Raw genomic sequence first — 22,014 nt, forward strand, 5'->3', positions numbered from 1 at the left:
CCTCACTTTCTAGCTATTCTTCCGTTCCAGGAGTTTTAGTGGAATGTCAAAAGTGACAATGGTCCCTTCATCCGGAACGCTGCTGATATCAAAACGGACCTGATCTTCATAGTACAATTCTAATCGGCGGTACACGTTGCGGATTCCGATATTCGTTCCCGAAGACGCTTCATTTTGAACATTACCTAATAATTCTTGCAGCTTCTCTGGCTCTATCCCTTTACCGTTATCAGAGACGGTAACTTTTAATCGTCCCTCCTCCACTAACGTCTTCACTTTTATCACACCTAGTCCCTCTATGGCCTGTAGACCATGTTTGCAGGAATTCTCAACGAGCGGCTGCATGCTTAGCTTGGGAATCTTATATTGAAGCGACTGCTCATCGATCTCAAATTGATAGTCGAATTTATCCCTGAACCGGAATTTTTCAATTTTCAAATACATCTCGATGAAAGTCATTTCTTCTTCCAAGGTAACGAGATCCTCTTTCCAGCTCAGCAGCCGTCTAAGTAATTTCGATAAACTCTTAATGATATCCGTAACATCCGAGTAATTATTTTTAGTACAGACCACCAAAATGGCATTTAACGTATTAAACAGAAAATGCGGATTCATCTGGCTTTGCAGGAAATTCAGTTCAGCTCTTACTCTTTCCATCTCCAGATTATTTTTTTGAATCTCCAGTTTATATACATCATTGATCAAGGAATTAATGGTAGTGGTCATCCTGTTAAAATTACGGATCAAGCCCCCGATCTCATCCTGACCTTCATCAATCCGAATCAGCTCAAATTTCTCATTGGATACTTTCTGCATATGTCTGGACAACCGTTTCACCCGATAATTATAGGATCTTAACATCACATATAAAAAAGCGGTTGTGATTAGCGTGACAATAGACGCCAGAATCCCTGCATAAATCCGAATCTCCATTATCGCTTGGGCAATACGCTCACCTTGTGTAATTCCTATTATCCGCCAGCCTTTTATATAACTAGCTCCGCCGACGGGTACAATATGCACATCCTCCTTGCGCTCATCATCCTGCAGCTTGAACACGGGATAAGGTTCCGTGGTGCCTCTTTGATACCCGCTTTGGGCAGACATAATAATCTCGTCCTGCTCGTTAACCAGATAAAGACTCAAGTAATCTTTTTCTCTGATAATCACGTCATATATTTTACTGAGATCCAAATCAATTCTAAGCAGCTTTTCAAATTTATTGTATGAGCTGTAAGCGTCCATTCGCTCAATAACACTCAAATAAGGCGCTGTAGAAATCACACTAGAGATGTCACTCATATGATAAGCGGCAAGAAACAGATGTTTATTCGCAGCCTTCGACTGCTTATACCATTCACTATTCATAACCTTTTCATTGATGACCTGATAGTTGCTGCCAGAAACAATGGAATCATTGTTCGTGAATACAGTAATCCGTTCAATCTGATTGTTCACCGGCATATAGCTATTCATGCGGCCTCTTAGCTGTTCATCAAAAGTGTCATAGAATTCAATAGAGTTCCCATACGTCCGCTCAAGCAATTCATACAGGTTCTTATCAGCAGAAAGCGTATAGCTGACAGCTACCCCACCTTCAATGAAGTCATGAATATCCTTTCGGGCTCTTTCTAAGGATATCTCTAGATTCTGCTGCTCTCTCGATTTGATCAGATCGGAAATCCGATCCAAAAAAACAAGGTTAATAATAATGATAGGGAGAAGAACACCTATGATATAAATAAGGGAAAATTTATAATTTAAGGGAATATCATTCACTACTTTTCTAAATCTGAATTTTTTTCTCTCCATATGAAACACCTTGCTTCCCCTAGAGCTGTTGGTTCTTATTCTCATTTTTATACACGGATGGTACTACCCCTACAAGCAGCTTAAACTTATCTATAAAATAATCAGTGTTAGAGAATCCCACCTGCACCGCTATATCCGATATCTTTAACTGTGTTCGCTTCAGCAGACTTTTTGCCTCTTCAATCCGTTTGGCATTTAGGTATTCACTAAAACCCTGACCCGTTTGCTTTCTGAACAGTTGTCCCAAATAGGTAGAATTAATATGAAATTGTTGTGCCAAATCCTGAAGCTTTAATTTATTCCGAAATTCCCGATCCACATACTGAATAACCTTGTAAATCGTATTTTGTTCATTCTGCTGCTCTAGTTCAGACAGATAGACGGCAGCCCGTTCACACAGACTTTGTACATAACGGCTTAATATAAAATAATCACTAAGCTCACCTAGATTTCCGTATTCTTGCTGAAGCTTAATCATAATCGTATCCGGGTCTCCATTCATTTGAGCTATAATTCTACAGATCGTAAGCTCTAAATGGGCCACTTTTGCTTTTACAACTTCAAGGGTCAACAGATTCTCAACGAAAGCAGTGAACGCTTCTTTTACACAAGGCTGGATCTGTTCCGTATCATTCGTTTGGACCTTATGCAGCAGCTGTCTGAAATGGTCCTCATGAGGTTCTTCCTTTTTCAGGTTCCTAAGCTCACTATAATAAAAGACCCCTCTTTTCTGCTGATGCGTTTTTCGTTTCCATACCTCAAGTGCCTGCCTATAAATCTCTCGAATCGAGCTCACCCCGACCATTCTGCTGCTAAGTGCTAAAAAGACCAGCTCCTGTGATTGTTCAGTGAGATCTGAATGCATCTGGTTGACGATAGTCTCCAGGCTCTCATTGCCGATAGAAGCAGACTGAAGAATGATCCCCGCTCTTCCCGATCCGTCTTGAAAGAAGCAGAAGTGTTCCTCGGAAAAATAATCACTTATCTGCGGTTGGAATGGATTCATAGAGGAGGCCGGTTCGATAAGAATACACATTAACTCTGCATCCGCTTGAAGCTTCAAGGTGTTTCGGGTTAGAAGCTCTAAATTTTCGTTATACTCCCCTTGGATCAGGCGGTTGATGATATTATTTACGATAAAAAATTGCTTTTTATCAAACTCCTCATTGGAAGCGATTTCATTTTGGATTATTGGAGTGATCCTGCTTAATAAAGCCTCTATTTCTTCATCATCAATGGGTTTTAATAAATATTCATTTACCCGCTGGCGCAATGCCGTACGTGCATACTTGAAGTCATCATATCCAGACAGAATCACAAATTTAGGAGGTTTCTCCATGACCTCATTCAACTTTGTAATAAGCTCAAGTCCGTTAATTACAGGCATATTAATATCCGTAAGAACCAGTTCCGGTTTATTCTCCTGGATAAGCCTCATCGCATCCGTGCCGTTTTGAGCTTCACCACAAACTTCATAACCGAATTTTTCCCAGTCGATCATCGTCCTTAGCCCCTCAAGAACCCAGGGTTCATCGTCCACGATCAGAACCTTAAGCATGATGTTCGCTCCAATCTTATTAAGATAAGCCCGCGCTTTACACCAAAATATATAGATCATGCTATCATACTTGGATAATGATGTGAATTCATAAATTTTCCTTCTTTTGTTTAAAACAGTACTTTTTTTACTTGAAAAAACGCACAAAAAACGACGTATCCTATATTTCAGATACACCTTTACAAGGACCCATCATTCCATTATCATGGTTTACATTGAGTAAAGAATTACATAGTGTAAACCATATTGGAGGGCAAAGATATGAGCAGCTTATCTAAGTCTGCTAGATTTCCACTTTTCATTCTGATGTTGAATCTATTTATCGCTTTATTAGGGCAAGGTATGGTTATTCCCATTCTACCTGAGTATCTGAAGCTGTTTAATGCGTCAGGAGCTGCTGCCGGATATCTTATTGCAGCTTTTGGAGCAGCACAGTTTATTTTTTCACCTATAGGGGGACAGCTTTCGGATAAATGGGGAAGAAAATCAATGATCATTTCCGGAATGTTTTTAACCGTGCTTTCAGATCTGATATTTGCTGTCTCTACGACATTACCCCTACTCTATATCGCAAGATTTATTGGGGGTATAGGTATCGGAATCATGGTTCCTTCCAATATGGCCTACGTCGCTGATATCACTACCCATGAAACCCGTGCTAAAGGTATGGGGTACTTGGGGGCCTCCATGAATTTGGGTATGGTACTTGGTCCAGGGTTAGGCGGCATTATCGCTGGGTTTGGCATACGGATGCCTTATTTTTTTGCGGGTGGACTTGGACTTATCGCTACGATACTTTGTTTTTATATGCCAGAGACACTCCCAAAGGAAAAACGGAAATCTGTTAACAAACAGGCCCCTCGCGAATCCATTCGTAATCAAATCGTAAATTCATTCCGGACGTCCTATTTCCGCTATCTTCTGCTCATTCTGATCATGACATTTGGTCTGATGAATTATGAAACGGTGTACGCCCTTTTTGTGGAACAAAAATACGGTTTTGATGCAACGAAAATCTCAATCATTATTACGGTTGGTGCTATTATAGGCATTATTGTGCAGATCTGGCTGCTTGATCATCTGATTAAGAGACTTGGCGAGATAAAGCTTATACGTATATCATTGGTGATGACCGCTATAACCTTATTGTTGATGATATTCAAGATCAATTTAGGTTATTTATTAGTTGTATCCGGTTTATTTTTTGCTTTTAATGCTTTTTTACGACCCACAGTAAGTACATTGATTGCCAACTCAGCTGGTGATCGGCAAGGATATGCTGCCGGATTAAATACAACGTATACCAGCATAGGAAACATACTTGGACCCATTTTAGCAGGATTGATGTTTGACAAACACATGGATATCCCCTATATTTTTGGGGCAATTATCCTGGCCTCAGCCTTTTTCATCACCTTACAAAAACCAAAAAAAGAACAAGAAAGGAGTGTAACCCATGACTGAGAACTGGCACCAGAATTTAAAAAACAGAAACCGGGAAGAATTGATTGCTGCGGCGAAGGATCTTTTTATGAAGCAAAGCTTTCTTAAAGTTAATATTAAGGATGTCTGCGACGTGGCTGGTGTAAGCCGGGTTACCTTTTATAAGCATTTCCAGTCCATGAACGAACTGATTTTTGAGGTCCAGATGGAAATCCTGGAGAGTATGACGCAATTTGTTAGAAGCGCACCTTCTTCAATTGAAATGAATGGTAAGCAAATGCTTGCTTCGATGCTTAATGCTTGGATTGATTATGCCCGGCAACACCCAGGTTACATCAAATTCATTCTTCTATTCGATTTGCATTTTGAAGCCTATGATTACAGTAAAGAACTCAAAGAAAATTACAGAAATTTTGTGATGCGGGGTAAAGAACGACATTTCTTAATGGATGCTCTAGAGGCCGGAGTTAAAGATGGATCATTAAAATTTGATACAGAACCCTTATCCACTGCTCATTTCATCTTCACGTCTATGATGGGTTTATTGCAGAAAATGAGCCTGATTTCCAAAGACGATTTCAACAACGAACTTCAGGATATTCAAATTGCTAACCGATTTGTGGACATGTTAGTTCAGTATTTAAGTACAGAAAGTGATGAATCTCCTGCCTTGAAGTAAGGGGACCCATCACTTTCTCCGTAATAGAGAGAAGTAGTTAAATAAAATTATTCTCCTTTAAGGAGCGGTTAGACTCATGTTTGATTAACCATTCTTTTCTGGCAAGCCCGCCTCCATAGCCCCCCAATTCACCATTGCTATTTATCACTCGATGACATGGAACCAAGATTGAGAGTTGATTGGTGCCATTCGCCCTTGCTACAGCGCGGCAAGCAGAAGGATTGTTGATTTTCTCTGCAAGCTCCTTATAAGAAGCTGTCTGTCCCAGAGGTATTTTCCGGAGTTCATTCCACACCTTTTGCTGAAAGTCTGAGCCCAAATAACGAACCGGCGTTGTAAATTCCGTAAGTTCACCGGTGAAATACAGCTTCAATTCCTCCTCAATTTGGTGAAGGACGGCTACCTTTTCAGGTAATATAGTTGCATTTAAACGAGTGCGTAATCTCTTGATTTCATTTTCAAGTCCCTTGCGATCCACAAATTCCAGCAGTAAAAGACTCTCTTCATCGGAGATGGCCAGCATAGAACCCAATATCGTTTCTATCCAAGTACAGTACAGCACTTTAATCTGCTTGGAATGATTCGGGACAGTCCCCATCGTTCGTGAAAAAGCATCCCTAAATCCATTGCTCGAATCGTACCCGCTTTCCAGTTGTGCGTTAATGATTGAATCCCCTTTCCTAATATGTTTGAATGCCAGTCCTAAACGTCTAGAACGTGCATATTCGATAAAGGTCATTCCAAATTGTTTCTTAAATTGGCGGCGTGCCGTGTTTGCACTAATAGACAGCTCATCAAAATCTTTATCTGTCCATTTTCGTTCCGGATTGCTCTCAATAGCTTCTACAAGCAGCTTTACTTCAGGAGACATTTTTGTTGGATTGGATAGCGGCTGACACCTTTTACAAGGTCTATATGAAGCTAATAAGGCTTCCTTGGCTGTAGCAAAAAACTCACAATTTTCTTTTAATGGCTTTTTAGCCGGACAAGTTGGCCTACACATGATGCCCGTTGTTTTCACTCCTACAAAAAATACGCCCTCATAATTCGAATTTTTCTCGACCAGCATCTTATAATATTTATCGATATCCTGCTCATTAGTTATCATAGTGTGGTTAGCTCATTTCTAAATAAAGTCCTGAGGCATCAAGCGTTTGCCGGGCATTTTCTTGGAGGTTATGTTGTGCCTGAAAGAAACTACGCGGTCCATAGCTAATCCGTTTCACGCCAATATTTTGCAATTCATGATTTGAAAGCATACCGTCCATAACCATAATATTCACAGGCAGTGGCGATTTTTCAACAAATTGTTCAATCAAGCTTGGATCAGCGAGCCCCGGTATAAAAATCCCATCCGCTCCAGCGTCAGCATAAGCATAGGTACGTTCTATAGCTTGATTGACTAGATCCATCGAATGTTCCTTAGCCTTGAAAAAGATATCCGTTCTAGCGTTAATAAACACGCGCTTTTGCAGTTTGGAGGCTACTTGTTGTATGGTTTTGATCCTCCGGCTTTGTTCGCTGGTCTCCCATAGTTCATTGTTAGGATGATTTACGATCTGATCTTCAAAATTGATACCACAGATATCTAATTGAAATAACTGCTCCATGTTATGCGCTAAAATATCCTCATCTATAGCATATCCACCTTCGATGTCTACGGTCAATGGAACTGCTACCCGTTCGGCAATCTTTGATATCATCCAAAGCATAAGCTCAAATGTAAGCTGTTCACCGTCCGAATATCCCCACGCTTCCGCCATGGAATAGCTGCTGGTTGCTAGCGCCTTTGATCCAGCTTGCTCTATTGCTTTAGCCGAGGCTACATCCCAGCAGTTGTACAGGATCAGTGGATTTTTTTGATCATGCAGCGTTTTAAAATAGTCATAGTTTTTAGTGTTCATAAGTGGTCATCTCCATTTAGTTAAGAATAGAACCACTATATAATAGACATCCATTATCGATACCAGAAAAATTAACACCAATCTTTTTTTTCACAAAAAAAACACCGATAGATAATCTAATCCTCTCAGGATCAGATCATACCATCGATGCCAGTTTGCCGATTAAAGTTCTACCTTACGGAGTGATTGCTTCGGTGATGGTTTGGATGACTTTTTCCCTGTCCCCATCGGTAGGATTTGTGGAGCTGCGATCCCGATCAGAACTACGATAATCCCGATCCAGCGAAGTAATGATACCTCTTCTTGCAGAACTAACACGGAGGCTACTACAGCTGCCGGTAACTCCGCTGCCCCTAAAATCGCGCCTAGACCTGAACCCAGCTTCGGAACCCCGATCGAAAAGAACAGAACTGGAATTACGATGCCCAACAAACCTAGAGGTAGGCCGTATTTCCAAAGCCCATCGGTAATCGCACCGTCATATAAAAACGAAGGCGAAAAAACAGTCATAATAATAACCATTGCACTAGTGGTCATATACAAGCTTTTATTAACGGCAGGCACCTGCGTAGCTACTCGTCCACTCACAAAAATATAGAAAGCAAACGACACGGCTGACATTAAGCCAAAAATCACACCAGTGGTCGTAATTCCACCTATACTCGGCTCAAGGATGCCCCCCGCTAATACTGTACCAATTAGAAGGATAACCATCGAAATCACTTTTTCCCGACTAGGAAGTTTTCGATCTACAACCGCCTCCAGAATTACACCGATCCAAGTAAATTGGAATAACAGTACAATCGCAATCGAAGCAGGTAATTGTTCAACGGCGAAGCCATAAAATATGCCAGTTAAACTGATGGTGATCCCAGCGGCTAATAATTTCCCGCCTGTTTTTAACCCTAATTTCTTTCGAGAAAATAATAAGACCAGCAAGAGCAGCATACACCATCCAAAAAAGTATTGTGATCCTACCAATTGTTTCATTCTAAAACCATCGTTCATTCCAAGCTTGACGATCGTAGAGAGTGAGCCATAACTACAAGCGCCTAAAAAAACTAGTAAAGCATATTTGAATAACTTCATATTCATCGTAAACCTCTTCCCTTTCTCTTGAGCAAGCTCATTAACATAATAAAGCCCCTTGTCATCGAAATGACAAGGGGCGATTGAAACCAAAGAATACATCTTTGACAAAATTCCGCCACTCCATCCACTGGATAGAGTTTGGTTTATTTACTTATAACAACTCCAATCATAATATGATAAATCACACAGGGTGTCAACTTGAAATTTAAGGATTTAGCTGGAACAATCGATAGACAATAACAGCTGCCTGAGCACGAGTTGTATTGGCTTTAGGTGCAAAGTTATCTTTGCCCACACCTTGAATAATCTTTGCTCCGCTCATGAATTGTACAGCCTCACGAGCGTAGGCTGAAACGTCAGCGGCATCATTGAAATTCACTGGCTGGTCCACTCCCACGACCGTAAGCTTAGCGAGCTGTGCTGCACGATAAGCCATCAACGCCATTTCCTCACGGCTAATCGTTTCATTAGCACCGAAGGTTCCATCAGATCTGCCCTGAATAATTCCTAGCTGCTGAGCAGCAGCAACGGAGCTGTAGTACCAAGCATCCAGTGAAACATCCTTAAATGTACTTGCCGCATTACCTTCCTCTAGCTCTAATGCAAGCATCAGCATCTTCAAGAACTGTGCCCGAGTTACATTCAGCTGTGGCCCGAAATTATGATCTCCGGTGCCATTCAGGATGTCTCTGGCGGCGAGGGCTTGAATGCTATTTTGTGCCCAGCCTAGTCCAGCGATATCCTTAAAGGAATTTTCCGCATATGCTACTGCGAATCTGCTGGAATTGTCTGGTCTAAAGATGATCTTGCCAGTTGTCAGATTAAACTGAGAGTTTCTAACCACCTCCACAGTCCCGTCTTCACGGATTTGGTAGACTACTATTTGTTCTACACCTGAAGTTGTCTTTGGTTTGTAATCCCGTTCAACCTTCAGTCCACGCCCAAAGCTGTCAAACTGTTTGCCATCAACAAAGAACTTAAACTCATAAATATCCCCGACATCTGTCTGAAGCGACAGTGTCTTCGCGTCAACTTTGCCAACTACAAGCTTAACGCTTACGGCGTCAGATCCTGCCATCGCAAGAAGCAGGTCAGCATTTATTCGGAACGTAGACAATCCCATGTCTATTTCTAAAAGTTGAATTGCTTTTGCTCCCGCTCCAGCCAACTCACGAGCTGGCAAGGTCAGTTCAACCACCGAGCTGGCAGAGGCTGGCTTCACTGTGATTCTCAATACTCCATTCTGCATTGAGCCAATTGCTTGTTGCAGAATCGCTGAGGATACCTCTGCAATAGCTTTACCATTCACATCCGCTGTCACGGAAAGAGTAACTCCATCTGCGTTCACAGTTGGTTCCGGTTGTTTCACTGGTTTGACTGTCGTTGAAGATGAAGTACCGCCCGATTCTGAAACCTGCGATTTTGCCTTAATCTCAATGGACATCGTACCTACAACACCGGAGCCATCTTTAGCTGTCGCTCTCACGGTTACCGTGCCTGCTGCAATTGCAGTGAGCAAGCCGGTATCCGTAATAGTTGCTCGCTCAGTAGCTGATCCATCCTCATTCACTACTGACCAGCTCACTGCTGGATCGGATGCATGGTCCGGCAGGATTACAGCTGCCATTTGCAGGGTTTGCCCTGACTTGATTTCGCTCACATTATCTTTGGAGGAGACTTTTATCTCCATGACGGATATAGGCATGACATGAACAACCGACTGTGCCTCATGCAGGATGTCAAAATCAACATCTGTGTTGGATCCCCGGAAAGAAATAAATCCAAGCGGCACGGCGATTTCACGGGTTGTCTTCTTCGCTTTGAAGACCATTTCTAAGAATTCCGCATCATCGGTCAGGATATTTCCTGCCTCCGTTCCAGCTACACTAACTGTTATTAGATCTGGACTGTCCTCATTAATATGAGTGATGCTGAATCCGTCTGGCAAGGTCTGAGCAGATACAAATTCCACACCAGATACGTCATATGCCATGGTAAAGTCTACAGCATACACTTCCTTGTAGACGGAGGTAGTAACATTTGTAATCCCTACACGGTAAGTGAAATCCTGTCCTGCCACCACTGTGACCGGTCCGTTCAGCGTTGCAGCGGGCAGATTACGGGCAATCTCATCTTGTCCGCTGATGTTAATCTCTAGGCTTCCGGATACTCCACTTCCATCTATAGCTCGCGCAGTTACTTGTACGCTACCGTTCTTTCTAGCTGTCAGCAAGCCCTTCTCATTAATAACCGCTTTATCCGTAGAGGTTACCCCATCTGCTTCAGTTACCGTCCAGATAACTTTAGGATTCGTCGCATTCTCTGGAAGCACAGAGGCTTGCAGCTGCAAGGCACCGCCCTTCGACTCAATGCTGCTAATTCCATCTTTACCCGTTACAGTAATTGAAGAGACATGTGCCTCAGGTATCTGCTCTTGACCCACTAAGATCTTGGATTGCTGTGGATTCCAGCCATCACTTCCACCAAGCACAGCTTCAATCGTATAGGCAGCCGCCTCTTCTGCTGTTAATTGTTTGGACCAGCTGTAACGTGAAGCTGCATTAGCACCCTCTCCGTAACTTAAAAACTCAGAGAACCGTGCAGTTTTGGAACGACCTTCATACCATTCATGCCAGCCAGTAGCACGAATATGAGCTCCCAGCTCCGTGTTAATGAAGGTAGAGCTGCCATATTCTCTCCATGGCCGGCCCAAATCAACGGTTCCAGCAGCAACGTCCTCACTGGCAGTTAGTCGATTATTGATGAACACATAACCAGGCTTACCCGCTGCCGTGGAAGGCGCAGTAACATAGCCAGCACCCGCACTTTGAATCACATTATTCTCGAATACAGCAGCGGAATTACCGAAGATAAAGTCCACTGTACCTTCAATATGGCTGTCGACGAAATAGGCTCTTCCCTTATCTGCGAACAGGGTATCCTGATATCCTAGAAGCTTAACATTTCTGTACACTCCCCGGTCTCCTTCAGCATATAAAGCGACTGCCTGACCGGCATCCCGCCCAGCACTGTTCTCAACCGTCATGTTCTCCAGTGTGAAATCAGTTGCAGCAGCCTTTAGTGTATAACTGCCGCTGGTGCCCATTTCTTTACCATCTGAGCCAATGGTTTTCGCGGAGTCACCGTTAATAAGTACGGTACCTTCCCGGCTCTCACCGATGATACTAATATTCATCTTACTAGAAGGTACAAGCACCTTCTCCTTATACGTGCCGTTCTTCACTTTAATAATCGTGGTTAGGGCACTATTATCAGGTGCTGCTTGAATAGCGTCATTAATCGTTTTATAATCTCCTGTCCCATTCTGAGCAACAATAATGACAGGAGCTGGAATTCCCTTGACCACCTCGGATGGAAGACTGGCACCCTTATCACCGATGGCGATTACCGCATATTGATAGGCAGTCCCGTTGCTCAAGCCTTTATCGGTATAATCGGTTGCTTCGATGCCGTCGGCCACGACCGCATAACTGCCACCGCTCTCCGAGCGTAGAATTTGATAGCTGCTAGCTCCATCAGCTACATTCCAAGTCAGATGGATATCAGTGTTGCCAGGCTCAGCACTAACTCCTTGTGGAGCCTGCGACTGGCCGGAATTCTGGTATGGAACCGCTGAGGCAACAGCTGAATCTAGACTACTACGGGTACCATTTATTGCTTTGACTTTGTAATAATACGGTGTTCCGTTTACGAGCCCACTATCAGTAAAGCTTGTGCCTGATAAATCAGACCCGAGCACTTCATAAGGACCTTTCGCCGATGTGGCACGTTTGACAATATACTGGTTCGCCTCCTCAATCGCTGGCCAGCTTAGTTTCATTACACTGTCACCAGCTTCAATGGAAACCACAGGCGTTCCCAAAGGAGATTGCGGAGTAGCTTCAACAGGCGCTGATTCTTTTCCCTCTCCGGCCACATTGGTTGCAGATACGACGTAACGGTAGGTTTGCCCGTTGGCCAGACCTCCGACGCGGTAAGTTGTGCCGGCGATTTCTTTTGCCACGAGTTCATAGCTGCCTGAAGTCTCATTCCACTTCTTGATGCTGTAGCTGGCTGCATTCTCCACAGCATTCCAGCTGAGATCCAGCTGAGTATTCCGGCTTACAGCCGCGAACGATTCTGGCGCAGGCAATTTCACCGCCAAAGCGGATGGGGTAATACTAATTTCATTGGAATTTCCCGATTCACCAGTCGGCGCCATCGCCGAGATAACATAATAATAGGTAGTTTCGTTGGTAACTTCAGTATCAATATATGATGTCTCTGTAATAGCGTTGGCAATAGTCTCATAAGGCCCCCCGCTCTTAAGACTTCTCTTAATATTGTAGGAAGTTGCCCCTTCAAGAGCAGGCCAGGATAGCTGGGCTGCTTGGTTTCCTGGAAGTCCAGTCAGTCCAAGCGGTGTTTCAATCGGCTCAACATAGATCTTTAAATTATCTAAGTAATAATTTCCTGAGCCGCCGCCCGGTGTCTTGGACAAAATACGCCCAATGCCATAGCTGGCGAAATTCGTGGTTGTGAACGGAAAAGAGCCCGCAGGCTGATCATCGATATATACATCCACTTTATCGTTGTTCACATCCACCTTTAGCTTCAGGTTATACCATTGTTTTAGGGAATAAGAGTTCATCAGTTGATGATACTGACTGCTTCCCCTACTCATGGTTAGCGTATATTTACCTGTAGCTTCAGGAAGCGTTGGCTTTCTGCTCTCAATGGAGAATGCCGTTTTGCTTCCATCTGTACTCTGGGCCTGCAGGAACACCGAGGTTCCCGATTCTGTCGCAAACATAAAGTCAGTGTCAATAACGAGTGCACCCGTAATTGGCGCGAATTTGCGGATAAACTGCACGCTGCCGTTCGCACCATCGAACACATTCAACACTTGATCTGACGTATTCCCCTTACTGTCAGACGGTGTGGGAGATACAATAACCTTTTGAATTTCAGTCTGTGGATTTGGAGTCACATCATAATACTCTGGTGTCACACCCACAGCAACCTGTTCAAAGTCTTCATCCACATAATACACATTACCTGCTTCACCTTCAGCCGTAGCGCTGGCCTCATCGGAATCAAAGCTTTCACCAAGCTCATTCACAGCACTGACCACGTAGTAATAAGTTTTTCCGGAGCTGAGTCCGGAATCAGTATACAGGCTATCTTTAATTTCAGTATTGATCGTCTTGTATGGACCGCCTGAAACCTCACTACGTTTAACACTATACGACTTGGCAGAACCAACATCCTCCCAATTCAGCTTCACTTTTTCCTCACCTGCTGTCGCTGTAAGACCACGGGGCGCAGTAGGAAACTGATCACTAAGCGGTTTCAGCTCCACCTCACTGAAGACAGATGCATTATAACGATTAACCTCGTTATCTACCTTAGCGGCATCGGCTGCAAGACCAAAATAAACCGTATCATTCAGGTCAAGCTTCACCGTGCCTACCTTGCTCCATGTTACTTTATCCGGCGATACCAGACCTGTCACTTCATTACCAAGACGAACCAGCTTCACCCAATAAGGTGTATTGATGAAGCTGTCCGGTTCTGTTTTTACCACCTTGGCTCCTGTGGTGGAGCGGGTAATCATAACTCCCTTCTTGCCATATTTGACATAAGGGATTGCCAGCATTGTCATTTTAGAGTTCTCATTGAGATTATCACGAATCATGACACCTGCTTTGGCATAATCGTCAGTTCCCGTTACGGAGTCGATTCTAGCAGTAATTTCACCATTGCCTGTCAGGGTTTGATAAGCAAAATGAAAATTATCAACAGCAGTTTCGCTCTCTGATGTTGCTCCGATAAGTCCAGCCGATTTGAGCGTAATCTTCCCGCTATCCGGATGAAGCGTAGTCACTCCCGCTATCCCTGGATGGCCAATATCCACCGAAGTCCAAGGAAGAACGGATCCAGACGTGTTGACATGAATAGCCACGTTATCAGATTGTGTCTTGAGACCCTTATTGTCTATAGCCTGAACAACGAGATAATAGGTACCATCCTGCACATTGTTCCAATCGAAACTATAAGGTGCTGTGGTAGCTTCGGCTTGCTTCACACCATTAACGATAAATTCCACCTTAGCAATACCATCACTATCACTGGCAGAGGCTGTAACCTTCACATTGTTGCCTGACTCTATGATTTGGTTATTCACAGGATAATTGATAGCGGTTACAGGATTGTCTGTATGCTCATTCCCTGCTTTTCCCAAAACAATCAGATCATTCAGATACACTTCTAGATTCGTATAGCCCTCCGCAGATAATGTCGTCTTCTTACCATCCTCAGAATCGGTAGGGTCTAGTCCATTAGCAATCTCCCAGCTGTCATCCATACCGTCATGATCCATGTCGATTACATTGGAAGCTGTCTCTGTATAGTCTGGGTAACCGCCTATTTCAATAGGTGAATTAATATGCTGTCCAGTGCGATTCTTCACATCATTAATGACCCGCGCATCGTAAGCATCACGCCTTGGCAGAGTGGCACCGGCATCAGCCATTACATTTACGTAGGCTTCCTCCGCCGACACTGCCGCATAGGGGTTAGGCATCTTTGCCGGCTCCGTAAGCTTAGAGATATCCGAATACTTTTGCACACCCTTCCAGTTGTCTTCAGTAACCTTCGGATTACCATCCATGATGTTCCCATCTATAAACAACCGGGTTTCTGGTGACACTTCCCCAAACAATTGATTTTTTACACTGGTGTAGGTGTTTGGACCATTTTTATAATAATTGTTAGTGATATTATATCGATAATCTTCTGCTCCCCCACCATAGGTCGAAGCGAATCCCCAGTTATAGATAACGTTATTAGACATTTCCGTCAGGTCCACCAATTTGGTCACCGTCGGCAAACGGGGGTTGCGGCTGGTGCTATGAGCAATCAGATTGTGAAGGAAACTGGCATTTTTGCCACCCCAGATTCCTCCGTAGCCGTGACGTCCCTTCTGGTGTGTCGTCATCAGCATACTTTCAGCGGATATCGACCATTGCACAGTAGTATTCTCGTTATCATACAGACTGACCACTTCATCCACCGACCAGCTGAATGAGCTATGATCGATAATGAGATCCTTATGGTACCTTGATCCAAAAGCATCATCTTCACTAGCTACCCGGTCGCCTAACCGGAAACGCATATAGCGCATAATAATATTGTCAGCTTCAACAGAGGTTGTGTAGTCGGCAATTGTAATTCCGTCACCTGGAGCCGTTTGTCCGGCAATCGTCAGATTTGAGCCGGTAATCTTGAGGGATTCCTTCAGATGGATGGTTCCCCCCACTCGAAAAACAATGGTCCGATTACTTTGGCTTACCGCATCGCGGAAGGAGCCGGGGATCGGAGTTTCCTTGATACCATAATCAGCCAACGTCGTTACTTCATACACAGGTTGAGCTCTTCCGCCGGTTACATATTTGCCGCCGCCTTCTGCGCCCGGAAAGGCAGGAAGCGCTTCCAAAGAAGCGGCCTCGACACCACCAAATGGCATACATGTTGCAAGAAGACTCGCAACCAGCGCCCCGGATAACCATTTTCTCTTCATACAAGACCTCCTAATATCTATTGGAATAAGAAGGGGGCCCTGTCCTCAGAGCAACCCCTTCCTTAGTAAAGCCGTGTGTATTATTCCTTGCCCTGATAACGGAAATATGCGAAATCAGCACTGCTGCCACCAAACTGCTGCATATCATGCGCCGCAATGCCAACAAAGTTCCCAGTGAAGCCTCCCGACAAAAAGCTGATATTCTGCGGATCGCCAAGTGGCTTCCACTCCGTATCGTCACCCTTAAGATAAACAAATTGCCCAGTCACTTCCTGCACCTCAACCGCGATCCGCACTGTCTCCCCTGCATTTAGTTCAATCATTACAGGCTCCGCAGTGAATTCATCGCGCTGACAGCGCATTAACCGCAGCACCTTGCCACGTCCTTCTTCCTGGCTGATATACGCATAAAGATAGTTATCCTCATTCAGGTATAACAGTAGTCCTGCCATCTGCAGATAAGTATTCGGTTCATATTCAAGCGCTGTTTCAGCGCGGAAGCTTATATCCGTCTGGCGAATAGCCAGAATATGATGCTCAAACAGACTCTGCACGGACTCCCCGGCCCTGATTCTTAACCAGCCCGGTCTTTCAGCAAGGGAACACCAGCTTTCATTCCTAGGAATCCGCAATGTATTCCAGTTCTTTTTCAATTCCGGACCGTTAAAATCATCCTCAAATTCAAGCGTCCGCACTTGGTTCAGGAACTGTGTTCCTTTAGGTGCTGGTACCTTGAGCTGTGGTGTATTTCCGCCTGAGGTTAGTCTTAACCAGCCCTCCTCATTCCAGTGCACCTGCTGAACGGCAGTCTCTCTCCCCAGTATGGCGTATTCGCCTTCCAGGGGTCGCGTACATAAATGGGCCATATACCATTCACCTTCTGGCGTCTCTACCAGACTTCCATGGCCGGCACATTGAAGCGGCAGCTCGGGATTATCCCGTGAGGTCAACATCGGATTGAGCGGATCCACCTCATACGGACCAAGCAGCGCCTTGGAGCGCGCTACGGTTACGGCATGCCCCGATCCAGTGCCGCCTTCTGCCGTAATTAAGTAGTAATAACCTCCCCGCTTGTAAATATGCGGCGCTTCCGTCTTCTTCAGCGGCGTGCAATCAAAGATTTTCACAGGTTCACCTATTAATTGGCACTGCTCTGGATCGTACTCCTGAATTACAATCCCGCAGGACTTGTTGCCCTCCGTAATCCGGTAATCCCACAGCTCATTCAGCAGCCATTTGCGCCCATCCTCATCATGATACAGAGATGGATCGAACCCGCTGCTGTTTAGGTATACCGGTTCAGACCAAGGTCCCTCAATACCCTCCGCAGTGATCAGATAGTTATGACAGTCTTTAAAAGGCCGTTTAGTGCTCTTAACATCGGTATAAATCAGATAAAACAAACCGTCATAATAACTAAGCTGTGGAGCCCAGATACTGCAATTTTTCGGATTTCCCCGCAGATCCACCTGATGAGTCAGAATATCTGTGCAATGCTCCCAGTCTGCTAAGTCCGCTGATTGATACACCCTCACACCGGGCAGCCATTCAAAAGAAGAAACAGCAATATAGTACATCTCCCCCGCTCTTACAATACAAGGGTCAGGATTGAAGCCTTTTAATATGGGATTGTGAATAACTCCAGTCTGAATGTTATCTGTAATCATCTTCATACTCCTTCCTATTTCCATACATCTGCACCCTTCACCCTAAGCAAATCTGCAGTCTATCCTGTTCAATTATCAGTCTGTCTGCTCACTTAGATCTTCCTGTGACGGGATAACGGTCACCTGCTGCACTAACTCTTCAACTTTACGGGTGTTTCTCGATTGGCAGCCGGTGATATCTACCGTTTCTCCATTTTCAATATAAAAAGCCGGTCCCTCATGATTCTCGATCGTCACTTGGCGGAAGCGAATATCTCTTACGTTGCCCAGATAGAACCCACGGTTGTTCATATCCTGGATTCCTGACATCATGGCTGGACGACCAGGGATTGCATTCTCTGCCATGGAAATATCAATATCGGAAAAGGTAATTTCTGAAATGTATTGCTCCGCAAGGCCGTAAAGAAAACCTGCAGCCGCGTGAACATTCCGAGCAGTAATATTAGCGAAATGAATCCGTCGGAAGCAGGGGGTCTCCTCCGTCACCGGATAAGGATTCTTATCCCATACATATTTGTCCTTACCACGTGGTCCGCAGAAATAATAAAGATTAAGAATAAACGGACAGATCACGTCCTCCATCACGATATTGCTGACACGAATATCTTCGACAACACCTCCGCGCCCGCGTCTGGACTTCAGCCGAATGCCGCGGTCCGTCTGCTTGAACACGCAATTGCTGATCACGATATTACGGATATCTCCGCTCATTTCGCTTCCCAGCACCACACCGCCATGACCATGAATCATCGTGCAGTTAGTTATCGTGATATTCTCGCAGGCAACCCGCTCCTTCGTATCCTCCGTCCCTGCTTTAATGGCGATGCAGTCATCACCCACATCGATATTGCAGTTGCTGATGCGGACATTCACACAGGATTCTGGGTCAATACCGTCTGTATTAGGCGAATCCGCCGGATTATAGATCGACAGATTATCAATCGTAACATCATGGCAACAGATAGGATTCACAGTCCAGCTTGGGGAGTTCACGAGTGTCAGATCTCTGAGCGTGACTCTACGGCAGTTGTCGAAGCTGATAAGCTTCGGGCGGGGATACAGCAGTGAATCAGGAGAATTCCGATGTTTATCCCACCAAGGTGCGCCCCTTCCATCCAGCTTGCCTGCACCTGTAACCGATACATTCTCTAGATTTATTCCAAAAATACATGAAGCATGGACGTTCTGCTTCACACCCTCCCAACGGGAATCCACCACCGGATAATCGTTAGGATCAGAGCTGAAGCTAAGCACAGCTCCAGGACTGAGCTTCAGCTCAATATTGCTTTTCATGAAGATAGCACCCGTCTGATAGTGCCCGGAAGGAACATAAACTGTTCCTCCCCCTGCCTCGCTTGCCGCATGAATGGCACTGGCTATCGCTTCCGTTGAAGGCTCTGCACTATTAGGATGTGCTCCGTAGTCGTTTATATTGTAGATAGACATGTGCTTCACTCGCTTCCTTTCGTCACGGCGGGACGCTGCAAATATTCATATTCTCCACAAGCCAGGAGGAATGCGCCAAGCCCCTTCTGATCATTGGTTACGATCGGTTCACTGATATAATAGGCGTAAGTACCATCTCTCCGGTCCTCACCACCGAGTCCAGCGACCTGGCAGTTTTTATTCAGGTTAACCCAGCCTTTTTTGGTTTCCAGCACAAATTCAGCAATAAGACCTTGATAAGCACGGTCAAGAGTCTCGAACCAACTATCATCGAGTACACCAATCCGAATGCCCTTAGCCATTGCATAGGTGATCATGCTAGAGGCGGAAGCCTCCAAATAATTGCCTTTACGGCCGCCCATGTTTACAACCTGATACCAGACTCCAGCATCCGCATCCTGAACCTGACGAAGCGCTGTCAGCGTATCTGTCAGAATACGTGCCAAGATCTCGTAATCCGCGTGTTCCTCAGGGAGCATTCCGAGTACATCCACTAGCGCCATCACATACCAGCCCAGCGAACGCCCCCAAAAGTTCGGAGACAGCCCCGTTTCAGGATCGCACCACGGCTGTACCCGCTTTTCATCCCATGCGTGAAACAGAAGGCCCGTCTCAGCATCCTTGGTATGACGCTCGCACAGAATAAATTGCCGGGTCACATCGTCCAGACCCTTGCCGCCTTCATACTCAAGTAAATACTCCAGATAGAAAGGAGAGCCCATATACAAGCCATCCAGCCAAATCTGATAAGGATATACATTCTTATGCCAAAACGCACCTTCCGAGGTTCGAGGATGCGTTGTTATCTGCTTTCTTAATAAATCTGCAGCCATTTTATATTTCGCTAACCCAGTTTCTTTATGGAGCACAAATAGGATCTTTCCGTTATTTAAGTGATCAATATTATGTTCGCTCAGGCGATATCCCTTCACAGAGCCGTCTTCCTCAATAAAATAATCCATATTATCTTTGATGAATTGATAATATTTAACCTGCCCGGTCTGTCTCCACAGCAGCTCAAAACCCTTCAAGATGACTCCATAATCATAAGACCATTTTCCATGATATCCGTTATCCTCATATAATCTTGGCGTTCGCTCCATAATCGAATCTGCCATTCGAACACCCCAGCCCATACTCCTAAGTGCATTGTTGTCTTTCATTTTTTCCTCCTGTTTGAATAGATATGGTCCTAAACGCAGCCTCCCCATTTAGGACCCCTCTACTATTTTCTTAGAATATAGTCTGTAGTACTTCTTAAGGATTTACAGCTTTATAAGCAGCTTCATATTCAGTAATGATTTTGCTGCCGCCGGATTTCTTCCACTTTTCAACCTCAGCTTTAAATCCGTCCAAATCAATTTTGCCTAGGATATATTTATAAGTGGCATCTGTCATAATCTTCTGCAACTCAGATCCTTGAGTAGAATAGGTCTCAGATTCCAGAGAGTAAGCAGGATTCAGTACAGCATATTTAGCATTCTCAACGATCAGCTTATCAGCTTCAACTTTGAGTGGATCAGCATCATGGATAATGAATCCATTCTCTAATGGACGAGATGCCGAAAATGGCTGAACTTCTTGCTTCCAGAGATCTGTATCCTTAATCGTAACCGCTTGTTCTCCATCGATTGTATAGTGGACATCCTTAATACCATAAGTCATCAAGCCATAGACATCTTCATTCATAAGATCATTAACAAATTTCAAGATCCGTCTTAATTCATTTTCATCCTTGACTTCGGATTTCGGGAAAGACAACAGTCCCCCAATTCCGTTATTACCAGCCCAGATGGCGCGATCCGCTTCATTACCGGTGGAAGTGATATCGTTAACCATAACCAAATCCATACCATCCTGTATGCCTTTAGACAGATTCAGCAGGTTCTTGCTGTCAAACAAGGCACCCACATAAATTCCAGCCTTTCCTTGCGCAAAATTCTGCTGCTGATCTGTTTTAGCCGTCACAGCGAAATCCTGATTGATATAACCACCATCATAAAGAGTCTTCATATAATCCATGGTCTTGACATAAGCCTCTGTATCGAACTCTGGTGTCATTTTACCCGCATCATCTACACTCCAATAGTTCGGTGTTCCAAAGTATGAGCCCAATGTCTTAAATGCTCCATATACAAGATCGCTGCGGTCCATGAAGCCTGTGGTATCCTTTTTGCCATTACCATCAGGGTCTTTTTCGGTAAACGCTTTCGCAACTTCCATCAACTCATCTGTTGTTTTTGGAACCTGCAGTCCAAGCTTATCCAGCCAATCTTTACGGAGAACAACGCCGTTTCTAGCCAAGGACTTCTGGAAAGGAACCCCGTACAGCTTACCTGCAATCGATGCCGATGTACGTGTATCCTGTGAAATTTTAGCCAAATTCGGGAACTCATCAAGATAAGGACTTACTTCCCAGAACATACCGGCCTTCAGTGCATTACGTACAGAAGAGTTATCAAGAATAGTCAGGGTAACGATGTCTGCTAGGGAATTCGATGCTAATGAAGTATTAATACGTTCTTCTTTGGAAGGATCCGGAATCCATGAGAATTCAATCTCTGTATTCGTCAATTCTTCAATTTTATCCAGAATAGGACCCGTTGGTGTTGTAGACGTTTGTAAAATGTTCAGCCAGCTAATCTTTGCTTTAGCATCTAGCACATCTGCAGGTGCGGCAGTAGTTTTAGCCGTTGAATTCGTTCCCTCATTTGAAGAATTTGACTCCTTCGCGTTATTGCCTCCTCCGCATGCAGTGAGTACTAACCCGCTACACAACATTAAGGCTGCAATTTTTTTGTAATTGCGATTCATCAACATTACCCCTTTTA

At 44.4% G+C, this 22,014-nt stretch carries 12 protein-coding genes; 2 read left to right on the forward strand and 10 right to left on the reverse strand.

The features are described 5' to 3' along the window. Positions 1 to 9: 9 nt before the first annotated feature. Positions 10 to 1,812, reverse strand: a complete 1,803-nt coding sequence (locus tag MHH46_RS27155) for a sensor histidine kinase (RefSeq protein WP_076184836.1) — start codon at positions 1,810 to 1,812, stop codon at positions 10 to 12. Positions 1,813 to 1,831: 19 nt separating this feature from the next. Beyond that, the gene (locus MHH46_RS27160) at positions 1,832 to 3,370 is read right to left on the reverse strand and encodes a response regulator (protein WP_076194119.1); all 1,539 of its coding nucleotides are present in this window, start codon (positions 3,368 to 3,370) and stop codon (positions 1,832 to 1,834) included. 261 nt (positions 3,371 to 3,631) lie between these two features. Between MHH46_RS27160 and MHH46_RS27165 the strand changes: the two genes are divergently transcribed. Continuing rightward, positions 3,632 to 4,834: an MFS transporter gene (locus tag MHH46_RS27165; protein ID WP_076194118.1), complete on the forward strand. Its 1,203-nt coding sequence runs from the start codon at positions 3,632 to 3,634 to the stop codon at positions 4,832 to 4,834. After that, on the forward strand, positions 4,827 to 5,492 hold the full coding sequence (locus tag MHH46_RS27170) for a TetR/AcrR family transcriptional regulator (protein WP_076194117.1): 666 nt from the start codon (positions 4,827 to 4,829) through the stop codon (positions 5,490 to 5,492). Before MHH46_RS27165 ends, MHH46_RS27170 begins: the two co-directional genes overlap by 8 nt. Before the next feature lie 37 nt (positions 5,493 to 5,529). Here the strand turns inward: MHH46_RS27170 and MHH46_RS27175 are convergent, their stop codons facing one another. The 8 genes from MHH46_RS27175 to MHH46_RS27210 form a co-directional block, all read right to left on the reverse strand. After that, positions 5,530 to 6,600, reverse strand: a complete 1,071-nt coding sequence (locus MHH46_RS27175; protein WP_076194116.1) for a bifunctional transcriptional activator/DNA repair enzyme AdaA — start codon at positions 6,598 to 6,600, stop codon at positions 5,530 to 5,532. Between the two features lie 7 nt (positions 6,601 to 6,607). Then, positions 6,608 to 7,396, reverse strand: coding sequence for an isocitrate lyase/phosphoenolpyruvate mutase family protein (locus tag MHH46_RS27180; RefSeq protein WP_076130461.1), 789 nt, complete (start codon positions 7,394 to 7,396; stop codon positions 6,608 to 6,610). A gap of 162 nt (positions 7,397 to 7,558) precedes the next feature. Beyond that, complete coding sequence (locus MHH46_RS27185) at positions 7,559 to 8,485, reverse strand: EamA family transporter (RefSeq protein WP_076130480.1); 927 nt, start codon at positions 8,483 to 8,485, stop codon at positions 7,559 to 7,561. Positions 8,486 to 8,693: 208 nt separating this feature from the next. Next, complete coding sequence (locus MHH46_RS27190) at positions 8,694 to 16,070, reverse strand: pectinesterase family protein (protein ID WP_076194115.1); 7,377 nt, start codon at positions 16,068 to 16,070, stop codon at positions 8,694 to 8,696. Between the two features lie 80 nt (positions 16,071 to 16,150). Beyond that, on the reverse strand, positions 16,151 to 17,737 hold the full coding sequence (locus MHH46_RS27195; RefSeq protein ID WP_076184803.1) for a glycoside hydrolase family 43 protein: 1,587 nt from the start codon (positions 17,735 to 17,737) through the stop codon (positions 16,151 to 16,153). A gap of 75 nt (positions 17,738 to 17,812) precedes the next feature. Then, positions 17,813 to 19,183, reverse strand: coding sequence for a glycoside hydrolase family 28 protein (locus tag MHH46_RS27200; protein ID WP_076130458.1), 1,371 nt, complete (start codon positions 19,181 to 19,183; stop codon positions 17,813 to 17,815). A gap of 5 nt (positions 19,184 to 19,188) precedes the next feature. Further along, the gene (locus MHH46_RS27205) at positions 19,189 to 20,346 is read right to left on the reverse strand and encodes a glycoside hydrolase family 105 protein (RefSeq protein WP_076194114.1); all 1,158 of its coding nucleotides are present in this window, start codon (positions 20,344 to 20,346) and stop codon (positions 19,189 to 19,191) included. Positions 20,347 to 20,440: 94 nt separating this feature from the next. After that, positions 20,441 to 21,997: an extracellular solute-binding protein gene (locus MHH46_RS27210; RefSeq protein WP_076130457.1), complete on the reverse strand. Its 1,557-nt coding sequence runs from the start codon at positions 21,995 to 21,997 to the stop codon at positions 20,441 to 20,443. Positions 21,998 to 22,014 lie beyond the last annotated feature (17 nt).

It is taken from the genome of Paenibacillus sp. FSL H8-0175 (genome assembly GCF_045040615.1).
GTDB classification, from domain to species: domain Bacteria; phylum Bacillota; class Bacilli; order Paenibacillales; family Paenibacillaceae; genus Paenibacillus_AQ; species Paenibacillus_AQ odorifer.